The organism is Parasphingopyxis algicola, assembly GCF_013378075.1.
GTDB classification, from domain to species: Bacteria; Pseudomonadota; Alphaproteobacteria; order Sphingomonadales; family Sphingomonadaceae; genus Parasphingopyxis; species Parasphingopyxis algicola.
In genome coordinates this window covers 489610-501319 of sequence record NZ_CP051131.1, presented here as the reverse complement: position 1 = coordinate 501319, position 11710 = coordinate 489610, and the positions used below count along the sequence as shown (strand labels likewise).

10 protein-coding genes and 1 tRNA gene are annotated in these 11710 nt (G+C 65.0%); 8 read left to right on the top strand and 3 right to left on the bottom strand.

The features are described from left to right. Positions 1-3: 3 nt before the first annotated feature. Positions 4-654: a protein-L-isoaspartate O-methyltransferase family protein gene (locus HFP57_RS02480; RefSeq protein ID WP_176868281.1), complete on the bottom strand. Its 651-nt coding sequence runs from the start codon at positions 652-654 to the stop codon at positions 4-6. A gap of 198 nt (positions 655-852) precedes the next feature. Here HFP57_RS02480 and HFP57_RS02475 point away from each other — a divergent pair. Next, a tRNA-Cys gene (locus HFP57_RS02475) sits at positions 853-926 on the top strand. A gap of 30 nt (positions 927-956) precedes the next feature. Here HFP57_RS02475 and HFP57_RS02470 read toward each other — a convergent pair. Both HFP57_RS02470 and HFP57_RS02465 read right to left on the bottom strand, forming a co-directional pair. After that, complete coding sequence (locus HFP57_RS02470; protein WP_176868280.1) at positions 957-1739, bottom strand: DUF1295 domain-containing protein; 783 nt, start codon at positions 1737-1739, stop codon at positions 957-959. Positions 1740-1779: 40 nt separating this feature from the next. Beyond that, positions 1780-3624 (bottom strand): AMP-binding protein, encoded by a 1845-nt coding sequence (locus tag HFP57_RS02465; RefSeq protein WP_176868279.1) that lies wholly within the window; start codon positions 3622-3624, stop codon positions 1780-1782. A gap of 122 nt (positions 3625-3746) precedes the next feature. On the opposite strand from HFP57_RS02465, the gene HFP57_RS02460 reads away from it, so the two are divergent. The 7 genes from HFP57_RS02460 to HFP57_RS02430 all read left to right on the top strand — a co-directional run bounded on the left by HFP57_RS02460 (position 3747) and on the right by HFP57_RS02430 (position 11709). Then, complete coding sequence (locus HFP57_RS02460) at positions 3747-5432, top strand: class I adenylate-forming enzyme family protein (protein ID WP_246263259.1); 1686 nt, start codon at positions 3747-3749, stop codon at positions 5430-5432. A gap of 88 nt (positions 5433-5520) precedes the next feature. Continuing rightward, the gene (locus HFP57_RS02455) at positions 5521-6045 is read left to right on the top strand and encodes a nuclear transport factor 2 family protein (protein ID WP_218135063.1); all 525 of its coding nucleotides are present in this window, start codon (positions 5521-5523) and stop codon (positions 6043-6045) included. After that, entirely contained in the window at positions 6046-7416 is a 1371-nt protein-coding gene (locus tag HFP57_RS02450) for an MFS transporter (protein ID WP_176868278.1), read from the top strand. It abuts the gene before it with no gap. Then, positions 7413-8624, top strand: coding sequence for an acetyl-CoA C-acyltransferase (locus tag HFP57_RS02445; protein ID WP_176868277.1), 1212 nt, complete (start codon positions 7413-7415; stop codon positions 8622-8624). The genes HFP57_RS02450 and HFP57_RS02445 overlap by 4 nt, the downstream gene beginning before the upstream one ends. A gap of 89 nt (positions 8625-8713) precedes the next feature. Next, positions 8714-9664, top strand: a complete 951-nt coding sequence (locus HFP57_RS02440; RefSeq protein ID WP_218135062.1) for a winged helix-turn-helix transcriptional regulator — start codon at positions 8714-8716, stop codon at positions 9662-9664. Between the two features lie 75 nt (positions 9665-9739). Next, a complete protein-coding gene (locus HFP57_RS02435; RefSeq protein WP_176868274.1) occupies positions 9740-10633 on the top strand; it encodes an SDR family NAD(P)-dependent oxidoreductase in 894 nt (297 codons plus the stop codon). Then, positions 10630-11709, top strand: coding sequence for a hypothetical protein (locus HFP57_RS02430; RefSeq protein ID WP_176868272.1), 1080 nt, complete (start codon positions 10630-10632; stop codon positions 11707-11709). The genes HFP57_RS02435 and HFP57_RS02430 overlap by 4 nt, the downstream gene beginning before the upstream one ends. Position 11710 lies beyond the last annotated feature (1 nt).

Sequence of the window (11710 nt, the reverse complement as noted above, 5' to 3'; positions counted from 1 at the left end):
TTCCTAAAATACGAATTCTGCCGGGCGTTCGAAACCGGGAAGCGAGGCCGACTGGGCGTCGACAAAGGCCGTGGTCCCGAAGGCGTCGCCCTGCTTGCGTCCGTAGACGAGCCGCGTGACCCCGTCCTCGACTATCCCCGCCGCGAGCCGCCCGCCATCGGCGAGCTGGTCGATCAGCGGCCGGGAGAGCGATTCGACCGAGCCGTCGACGACGATCGCGTCATAGGGCGCGCCTTTGGACCAGCCTTCGGCCAGCGATCCGCGTGCGCTTTCGACATTGGCATAATCAGCCAGCGCCTTCGCGCCATGCGTCGCCAGCGCTTCATCCTCTTCGAGCGCGACCACCGATTTCGCGAGTTCGGCGCACAGCGCCGCCGTATATCCACCCGCCGATCCGACGACGAGCACATGATCTTCGGGAGTCAGCGCCAGCTCGGTCAGCAGCCGTCCGGTGGCCATCGGCAGGTTCATCCGCCGGCCCTCGCCGAGCGGCAGCAGCATCTCGGCATAGGCGAGCGACGCCTTCTCTTCCGGCACGAACCGTTCACGCGGCATCGTCGACATCACGCGCACGACGCGCGGATCGTCGACCGCAGTCGTCCGCAACTGGCTTTCCACCATCGCCAGACGCATCGCTTCGAAATCGTGACTCATGGGCAGTGACCTTGCTGATAGCCTTGTCGTTGTTCGCCGCTGTCTTATATGAGCAATACAGCTGCGTCAACGCTGCCTTCTATCGGCAATAGGCGGGAAGGCCAAGCACCCTCTCCCCGGCTTTCGACGAAAGCGCGGTGGAGCTTGACAGATTGCCGCGGCTTGCCCATTTGCCCGCCCTTCGAAACGTTTCCGCGGGGCCCGATGGCGGAGTGGTGACGCAGCGGATTGCAAATCCGTGTACGCCGGTTCGATTCCGGCTCGGGCCTCCACCTCCTCGGAAACGATATTCCGCTCGAAAATCAGTTCTTTGCGGGCGGCAGCGGGAAGAAGCTGCTGGTGCGGCGGATATAGTCCTCATATTCGGGTTTCGACCGTTTGAGTCGGCGTTCGAGCAGCGCCGCGCCGCTCCATTTGACGAGCAGATAGGTCATCAGCACCGGGCCGATAATGCTCGCCAGGCCGAGCGTGGTTTCGGCGGCAATCAGATAGAGCCCCCACCAGACGCAGGTATCGCCGAAATAGTTGGGATGGCGGGTATAGCGCCATAGCCCCTTGTCCATCACGCCGCCCGTCCCCCGCGCCTTGAAGCGCGCGAGCTGCCAGTCTCCGACCGTCTCGAACAGGATGCCGATAATCGCCAGCGCGGCGCCGATCCACCCGATCACGCCCACCGAAACCGGTTCGGCCGGGATCGAGCCGAGCTGGATCGGCAGCGACACGATCAGCAGCAGCACGCCCTGGAGCAGGAAGACGTTGCGCAGGCTGAACCAGTGCGGCGAATCCGTGCGCGACAGCATCGCGACATAGCGTTTGTCCGCCCCCTCCCGCCGCCAGCGGAAGAAGAGATAGAGCGCGAGCCGCAGGCCCCAGACCGCGGTCAGACCCAGGATCAGCAGCCGGCGTTCCGCCGAGCCACCCTCGGTGAGCAGATAGGTAACGGCCGCGATCACGACGAAGCTGAAGCCCCAGAAGGAATCGATGAAACTCACATCCTTGAGCGCGATGCTGAGCAGCCAGAGCAGCAGCATCAGGCCGAATATGACGGCGGCGTTGGCCGCGAAGAGCGATAATATGGCGTCCATGGAATGCGTCCCCTTTTTCTTGGCCCCTTCGTTCGGGCTTCTAATCCCCGGTCATGTCGATGATCGCGACGCCGGGTTCGGCCGCGTAGAGCGCCTCGATCGCGTCGGGCCGGTTGTGCTTGGCCAGCGCCTGGTTGACCGTGCCCTTGTCCGAAATCTCGTGCGCTTCGGCGTTCGGCTGGTCGGACAGGAAGGCGAAGCGCACGACCCGGTTGCTCGATCCCGAGGCGGCTTCGTTATACGCCGCGAGCTTTTCGCGCACCGCCGCGCGCGCGCCATCGTCGGAAAGCAATTCCCCGAGCGGCGCCTTCGAATCGGCGGCCATGGATCGCAGCCCGGCTTCGTTCGGCCAAGCGAGGACACCGACATAGTCGCGGTTCTCGCCGCAGACGAGCAGATCGCCGACCAGCGGCGCAAGATGCTTGAGTAGGTCCATTCGCAGATTGCCCGCCGACACCCAGGTCCCGGTCGCCAGTTTGAATTCCTCGGCGAGCCGCCCGGCAAAGGCGAGGCCCTTTTCGGGCGCGTCGGGATCGTGAAAGCGCGCGGTATCGCCGATCTTGTAGAAACCCTCTTCGTCGCGGATGTTCGCGTTCAATTCGTCCTCGCCCAGATAGCCGGGCGTGACCATCGGCCCCTTCATCCGCAGCTCGTAGCGATCGCCGATCGGTACCATCTTCACCGACAGCCCGGGCATCGGAAGGCCGATCCCGACCTTGTCGCTTTCGAAATAGATCGACATCGCGCCCGAGGTCGTCTCGGTCGCGCCATAGCCGGTGGTCAGCATGATCTTGCGGCCGACCGTATCGACGGCAAGCTGCTGGAGCCGGTCATAGACGGGCTGGGGAAGCCCTGCACCGCCGTAAAGGACGAGGCGCAGCTTCCGGAAAAACGTTTCCGCCAATTCGCGATCCTGCTCGAGCGCATCGACGAGCATCGCATAGCCGGCCGGGACGTTGGTGAAATAGGTGAGCTCGACATCGCGGAGGTTGCGGATCGTCGCGTCGAACAGGCCGGGCACGGGCTTGCCCTCGTCGATATGGAAGGTGCCGCCGAAGATCGCGGCGGCCATCGAGGAGAAGGCGCCCGACACATGGCTCCAGGGCAGCCATTCGAGCAGCACATCGTCCCAACCCGCCGCCTTGCCGAGCGCCTGCCAGCCTTGGAAGAGGTTGGCGACGATCATGCCGTGGGTTTGGATCACCGCTTTCGACCGGCCCGTCGATCCCGAGGTCAGCATATAGGCGGCGACCGTATCGGCGGTCAGTCCGTCGATCGACGCGGCGACGGCATCGGTCGGTTCGGTCCCGATGACGGCCGCATAATCGGCGCCGTCGGGGTCGGACTCGCGGCTGATGACCGGCACATTCTCGGCCAGCACGGCGCGCAACGCCGCGACATGCGCAGCGGTTTCGCCAAAGGCGACGGTCGGCTTTACGGTGGCGACGACATGGCGCAGCCGCTGATAATCCCCCTTCGCGCCGAGCAGCGCATAGGCCTCGCTGACCGGCGTCACCGGGACCCCCGCGCCTATCGACCCGTAGCGGATGACGGCATGGGCGATCGAATTGCCCGACACGATCAGCATGGCGCCGCCATCGGTGAGATCATGGTCGATCAGCCATTGGGTCAGACCGTCGGCCGCACGCTTCACATCGCCGAAGGTCGCCGTCCGCCAATCGCCGCTGTCGGGGTCGCGTTCGCGCAGATGCGGTTTGTCGGGCGTGGCCGCCGCCTGGCGCGTCAGACCGGTCGGTACATTGGGTATGCCGATCTCGAGCGGCTGCACCGGCGTCATGACGATCGTACCATCGTCGCGGCGATCGATATCGAGGTCGACGGGCGGGAAATCGACGTGCCTGAACGGCGCTTCAGACACCTGCATATTGATCCTCTTCCCGTTTAGTGAGTATTACTGTGCAACCCTATGCAGTTTGCCGTATGAGCGCAATGCCGTTTCGGCGCCCAGGAGATGACGAGCCGCGACGCGGCCATGAGAGGAATGCCGTGACCGCCAAGATGACGCCCGAAGAGCGCAGCCGAACCTATCGCGAGCGCGGCTGGTGGCAGGGAATTTCCGTCGACTCCCTGCTGCGCGATGCCGTGGCCGCGCGCGGCGGCGAAGAGGCACTGATCGACCCGCCGAATCGGCCGGACCTGACCGGCACGGAGCCGGCGCGCCTGAGCTTCGCGGATATCGATATCCGCGTCGACAGTTTCTGCCGGGCCTTTGCCGCACTCGGGCTGAAACCCGGTGACGTTATCGTCACGCAACTGCCCAACATCGTCGAGGGTGTGATCGCCTTTCTCGCCTGCGCGCGATTCGGAACGATACTGAGCCCCGCCGCGATGGCCTATCGCCGCCACGAACTCGGCAAGATCGTCGGCCAGGTCGATCCCAAGCTAATCCTCACGGTCGAGACTTTTCACGGCTTCGATCACCGCGCCGAGATCGCCGATATGCTCGACGCGGACGGGCGCGATGTTCCGGTCCTCGCGCTCGGCTCGGGCGGCGAAGACAGCGACCGGTCGTTCGAATGGCACGAAGCCCGGGCCGCCGATTCGGAAACGCCGCGCCGCGAGGCCGAGGCCTCCGAAATCCTTACCATCTGCTGGACATCGGGCACCGAGGCGGATCCCAAGGGCGTGCCGCGCCATCACGATCACTGGACGGTCAACGGCGAGGCGATGATCGAGGCGGCCGACCTTCAATCCGGCGCCGCGATCCTCAATCCTTTCCCGCTGATCAATATCGCCGCGATCGGGGGCATGGTGATTCCCTGGCTCATGGTGCAGGGCAAGCTCGTCCAGCATCATCCCTTCGATCTCCCCGTTTTCCTGCGCCAGATGGCCGAGGAGAAGATCAGTTACACGGTCGCCCCGCCCGCGATCCTCAACATGCTGCTCAAGCAGGACCAGCTGCTCGAGACGATCGACCTTTCGAACCTGCGCTGCATGGGCTCGGGTTCGGCGCCGCTCGCCATCTGGATGGTCGAGGGCTGGCAGGAACGCGGCGTCCCGGTAATGAACGTGTTCGGTTCGAACGAGGGCTGTTCGCTCTTCTCGACCCATGCCGAGATGCCTGACGCGCATCTGCGCGCCTCCTATTTCCCGCGCTTCGGGGCGAAGGGCGTCGAATGGAAGAGCGCCTTTCCCAACAAGATCCGCACCCGGCTCGTCGATCCCGATACCGAAGAGGAAATCACTAAGGCGGGTAAGGCGGGCGAGCTCCGGATCGACGGCGCGATGACGTTCGACGGCTATTGGAATGCGGAGGAACTCAACGCCAGCGCGTTCGACGACCAAGGCTATTTCCGGACGGGCGACCTGTTCGAGATCGCGCCGGACGATGCGCGTTTCTACCAGTTTGTCGGCCGGTCCAAGGAAGTGATCATCCGCGGCGGCGTGAACATCTCCCCGGCCGAACTGGACGGCCTGATCGAGAGCCATCCCAAGGTCCGCGAGGCCGCCTGCGCCGCCTATCCCGACGAGCGGCTCGGCGAAAAGATCTGCGCGGTCGTCGCGCTGGCGGAGGGCGAAACGCTCGAACTCGAGGAGCTGACTGCGCATCTGCAGGACGTCGGGATCTCGGTCTACAAGCTTCCGGAAAAGCTGCGGACGGTCGAATCGCTGCCGCGCAACCCGCTCGGCAAGGTGCTGCGCCGGGAGCTTGCGGGCGTCGCGGCTTCCTAATCGAGCGGCGGCAATGGCCCTCGCTTGACAGCCGCTCCCATTTCAGCCTTTATGGCTTGCATAAATAAACCTACTGGGGAGTGATGCCATGCCATCGAAGCTGAAACTAGTCACCGCGGGAGTCCTGATGGCCGGCCTCGCCGCCTGCCAGCCCGCCGCGAACGAGGACGCGGATACCGCCACCGAGCAAGGAGCGTCGCAAATGGGAGACGAAGCCAAGATCGCCGTCGTGCGCGACATGGTCGATGCATGGAACACGCGGGACTGGGATCGTGTTACGAACCTCTTCGCCGAGGACGGATCGCTCCATTCGATGATGGTCGAACCGATCGTCGGGCGCGAGGCGATCGGCGCGCGGATCGGTCATCTCGGAGACGGTCTCGAAACCATCACGCTCAACCTGCGCAATATCGGCGTGATCGACGGCACCGTATTCGTCGAACGCGTCGACGAGTTCGTCTATAACGGCCATGCGGGCTCGGTCCCGGTCGTTGGCGTGATCGAGATCGGCGAGGACGGGCTGATCACCGAATGGCGCGAATATTACGATCGCGCGGAACTGCTCGAGGCGATGGGTCTTTCGGAGGATTTCGACCAGGCCGGCCGCGAGTAGGTGGCCGCAACACTCGCCAGTTCGCCTGCTGACGGCCAGACCGGCGACTATCCGAAACCGCTCGTCGCCTGGGCGATCGTCGCCGCGCTCTTCGTCGCCTATATCTTTTCGTTCATCGACCGGATGATCATCGGCCTGCTGGTCGAACCGATCAAGGCCGATCTCGGGCTCAGCGACACCGAAATCAGCCTGTTGCAGGGCCTCGCCTTCGCACTGTTCTATACGATCGCCGGAATTCCGATCGGGCGGCTCATCGACCGGGCGGGCCGGATGAAGATCGTCGCCGCCGGGATCACATTGTGGAGCCTGATGACGGCGGCCTGCGCCTCGGTGACGAATTTTTGGCAGTTCTTCCTCTACCGGATGGGTGTGGGCGTCGGCGAGGCTACGCTCTCTCCCGCCGCCTATTCGATCATTTCCGACAGTTTTCCGCGCAACCGGCTCGGGCTCGCGATGGGCGTATACGGCCTCGGATCGGCGGTCGGTGCCGGGGCCGCCTTTCTGATCGGCGCGGCGGTCATCACGCTGGTCGCGGCGTCGGGCAATGTCGACGTGCCGCTGCTCGGCGAATTGCGCGCCTGGCAGGTGGCGTTTCTCGCCGTCGGGCTGCCGGGCGTACTCGTCGCGCTGGTCTTCCTGGTCCTGCCCGAACCCGCTCGTCTCGATGCGGCGGGCGGCATCCAGACCGAAGCCCCGCCCGCCGCTCCGCTGGGCGAAGTCCTCGCCTTCATGCGTAGCGAGCGGGCCTTGCTGATCAGCCTGTTGCTGGCGGTCGGTTTCGTCAATTTCGCGGTGCTCGCGGCCGTGTCCTGGCTCCCGGCGATGCTGATGCGCGCCTATGGCGTCGAGCTGGTGACCGCCGGCTATATGGCGGGCACGGCATTGATTATCGGCGGCCTGATCGGGCTGATCGGCGGCGGTTACCTGACGGACCGGATCGGCGGCGGGACGCCGCCCGGACGCGTGAAACTGTGCGCGATCGCCGTCGCCATCGGAACGGTCGGCGCGGTCGCCTTCCCCCTCGCGCCGACCCCGCTGCTGGCCTCTGCGCTGTTCACGCTTTTCTTTACCGCCGCGGCCGTGACCGTCGGCGCGGCGCCTGCCGTGATCCAGCAGACGACCCCCAACCGGATGCGCGCGACGATCTCGGCCGCCTATATCTTCGTCGTCAACATCATCGGCCTGGCCCTCGGCCCGACCGGCGCGGCTGTTGTCGGCGACACCTTTTTCCCCGAAGGCGACGGCATCCGCTACGCGCTCGCGATCGTCTGCCCCTTCGCCTATCTGCTCGCGGTCGGCCTGTTCCTCTGGGCCGTTCGCGCCGTGAATCACAGCTGGGCACGGATCCAGGCAAAGGGCGGCGCGGGATGAGTGCGGAGGTGTTCATCTATGACGCCGTGCGGACGCCGCGCGGCAAGGGCAAGATGGGGGCGCCGCTCTCGGCCCTCGCGCCGCAGGAACTGGTCCGTCAGCTGATCGACGCGCTGCGCGATCGTCACGGCGAGGCGGCCATCGGCGGCGTTGAACGGCTGCTCCTCAGCTGCGTCGGTCAGACCGGCGATCAGGGCGGCCATATCGCCATGGTCAGCAAGCTGCATGCCGAGCTTGACGACGACACCATCGCGCTGACGATCAATAATTTCTGTTCGGGCGGGCTGAGCGCCGTCGCGCTCGCCGCCTCGACGGTCCGTGCCGGCGATGCCGGGCTGATGCTGGCAGGCGGCGTAGAGATGATGTCGCGCGTCCCCTTTCTCGCGGACAGTGCGCCCTATTATGCCGATCCCGCGCTGTCCGAGCATCTGCGCTACGTCCCGGTCGCGCTGTCGGCCGATTATCTGGCGCACAAGTTCGACGTGACGCGCGAAGAGCTCGACGTCGCCACGATCAATTCGCACCGCCGCGCCAAGGCGGCCTGGGATGCCGGGCGCTACGACGGATCGGTCATCGCCATGCGGGACGATGCCGGCGAGATTATGCTCGACCGCGACGAGACGATCCGCGGTGCGATGACGATGGAGAGCCTCGGCGCGCTCCCTCCGGCCTTTGTGGAAGCCGGGGCCGCCGGCATCGATGCGATGATCGACAGGGTGAAACCCGGCACCGGGGCGATCGATCATCGCCACTCGATCGCCAATTGCCCGCCCATCGCCGACGGCGCTGGGTTGGTGCTTGTCGGCACGGCGGAAGCGGGCGCCGCACTCGGCCTGACGCCGCGGGCGCGGATCGAGGCCTGTGTGGAGGCCGCGGGCGATCCGATCGACCAGCTGACATCGGGCGAAGCCGCGATGGACACGCTGCTCGCGAAAACCGGCCGGACGCTCGGCGATCTCGATCTCGTCGAATATATGGAGGCCTTCGCGGTCGTACCGTCGCTCTTCTACCGGCGCGGCGATGTCGACCCGGAAATCGTCAATGTGAATGGCGGGCATCTCGCCATGGGCCACCCGATGGGCGCGACCGGCGCGATCCTCACTGCGACCCTGGTCGAGGAGATGGGGCGGCGCGACGCGACGCAAGGCCTCGTCGTTACCCATGGCGGCTCGGGTGTGGGTACGGCTGCGCTCCTAACCCGGGCTTAGCCATATCCCGGCTTCGATCCGGTCTCGAGCGACTTGCGAATTGGGACTCGATCAAGAAGCCTCCGGAGTGCTAAGGTTCGGCGATGGGAATGCAAAACCTGATCCGGACCTGCTCGGTTTGGCGTGCACTTGAAGTAGTTGGCGATACATCGACCCTGCTGATCCTCGAGGCGAGCTGGCTCGGCGCGCGGCGGTTCGACGCGTTCCGGACCCGCACAGGACTGCTCAAGGCACTGTTAAGCAACCGACTCAAGCGGCTCGTATCGCTGGGCCTGCTCGAAAAGCGGCTCTATTGCGAAAGCCCGCCCCGCCACGAATATATCATGACCAAGAAGGGCGGCGATCTCTACTGGGTCTCGCTCATGCTGCTGCGCTGGGAGATGCTCTGGGGCAATCGCGAGGGCAAGATCGATGTCGAACTGACCCACAAGACCTGCGGCAAGCAGTTCACGCCGACCCCGGTCTGCAACCATTGCCGCGAGGAAATCCACGCTTATGACGTCGACTGGCGCGAGGGCCCGGGCGTCGGCTGGATGACACCCGTCTACAGCCGCCGCCGCCAGCTGCGCGATCAGGACAGCCAGCCCACCTCCCTGCTCGACGAAGCGGCCAAGCTGATGGGCGACCGCTGGGCCAGCCTGATCCTGCGCTCGGTCTTCACCGGGCTCAACCGTTATGACGAGATCCGCGCCGATACGGCGATCGCGACGAACATCCTGTCCGAGCGGCTGTCCTGGCTGATCGAACGCGGCGTGCTGAAACAGAAGCAATACAGCAAGAACCCGCCGCGCTTCGAATATCATCTGACGCGCAAGGGCATGGACTATTATCCGGCCCTGCTCTTCCTCCTCCAATGGGGCGACAAATATTTCGTTTCGCCCGAAGGTCCGCCGTTGATCCTCATCCACAAATTGTGCGGGCAGGACCTGAAACCGGTGGTCGCCTGTTCGGAATGCAAGGAGGACATCGAACCGCGCGGCGTCGACTTCAATGTGATCGAGCGGACGGGCGAATCGGAAGAAACCGAAATCGTCGGATAGCCGGAACCGTCAAAAAGCGGCCCCCAGGCCATCATATCGCTTTCATTATCATACCGACTCGGTTAGAGTTGCCGCATGGAAAGCAAAATCGCCATCGAGACCGGGCCCGTCGTCGTCGTTACCGGCGCCGGCAAGGGACTCGGTGCCGCTTTTGCAAGGAGCTGGGGCGCGCGCAAAGGCCGCGTCGTCGTCAACAACCGCTCGCATCCCGGCGTGCCCTCGACGGCCGAAGCGGTGGCCGAAGAGATTCGCATGCGCGGCGGCCAGGCGGTCGCCGAAACCAGCGATGTGAGCGATGACGGCGCCGCCGAGGCGGTCGTCGATACGGCAATCGACAGCTTTGGTGGGCTCGATGCGCTTATCCTCAACGCCGGCATCGCCGGGGAGGCCGCACGGTTCGTGGACAGCGATCCCGCAGCCTTTCATGCGGTCATGGCAATCAATTTCCACGCCAATATCGCGCTCGTGAAGGCCGCCCTGCCCCGTCTGTTGAAATCCCGCGCCGGGCGCATCCTGTTCGTCTCGTCGACGGCCGGATTGTACGGCGTCCATGGCCGCGCGGCCTATGCGGCGTCGAAGGGCGCGCTCAACGGTTTCGCGCTGTCGCTCGCCGACGAACTGCGCCGCGACGCGATCGGCGTGAATATCCTGATGCCCTATGCAGCGACCAATATGACGGACGGCGCCCTTACACCCGATCTCGAGCGGCTGATGGCGCCCGACAAGGTGGCGGCTACCGCCTGCTGGCTGACATCGCCGGACTGCACGGCGACCGGCGAAACATGGGTGTCCGGGGCGGGTTTCGCCCGACAGGCGACAGTCCGGGAAGCGGCGACGCTGACAGCGCATCCGAATGGTGCGGAGCGGGAAACGGTGTCGCAGTTCTCCGACGGCCAAGCGGCGTTTCAGGATTTCCTGTCGGCCGTGACCGAACGCATGAAGCCGTCCGAAAAGGCCGAAGCGCTGTGACGTACAGGGTCATCCAATGGGCGACGGGCGCGATGGGCAAGACCTGCCTGCGCGCGATCATCGATCATCCCGATCTCGAACTGGCCGGACTCTATGTCTATGGCGAGAAGAAGGCCGGACGCGACGCGGGCGATATCGCCTATCGCGACGAAACCGGCGTGGTCGCGACCCGGGATATCGAGGATATCCTCGCGACCGATGCCGATATCGTGATTCACGCGGCGCGGCTGCAACCGCCCTATGACCATCATGACGGCGATATCCTCCGCCTGCTCGAATCGGGCAAGAATGTCGTCAGCATCAACGGCAACAGCTTTCCCGCCCATTGGCCCGAAGGCCGGCGGCGCCGGTTCGAAGCGGCCTGCGCCAAGGGCGGCACGAGTTTCGGCGGGGCCGGGCTCAATCCGGGTTTCGCGGCCGAGCGGCTGCTGGCGACGGCGCTCGAGATGACGCTTGCGCCGAAAAGCGCGACGCTCAGCGAGATCGTCATCACCAAGGAAGTGAAGAGCCCGCAATATGTGTTCGATATCCTCGGCTTCGGATCGATGCCCGGCGATGTCGATCCCAACAGCCCGGACTGGGTGCCGGCGCAGACCCTGAATGATATGTTCTCCGAAACGGTCGCCGCGATGGCCGCCCGGCTCGGCGTCGAGCCCGACGAGATCGTCACCGATCACGGGATGCGACCGGCGCGCGCCGACATGGAGATCGCGGCCGGCACCATCCCCAAGGGCGGCGCTTGCCATTTCGACTGGCGCTGGAAGGCACTCAAGGACGACACGCCGATCGCGACAGTCCACATCATCTGGGCGATGGACAAAAGCTATATCGCCGAGGACGAACCGCTCTGGCGGCTGTCGATCGACGGCACGCCCAAGGTCGATCTCGCGATCGAACTCGAACCGCCCGAAGAGCGGGACGGACGGACATCGGCCGAACAGCTCGGCGTCGCCGCGACGGTGATCAACGCGATCCCGCGTATCGTCGAGGCGCCGCCCGGCCTGGTCGCCGCGACCGGCGCTCCCGTCGCGCCGCTGGACAAGAAAGAGAAAACACTCGCGCAGGAGGAAGCCTGAA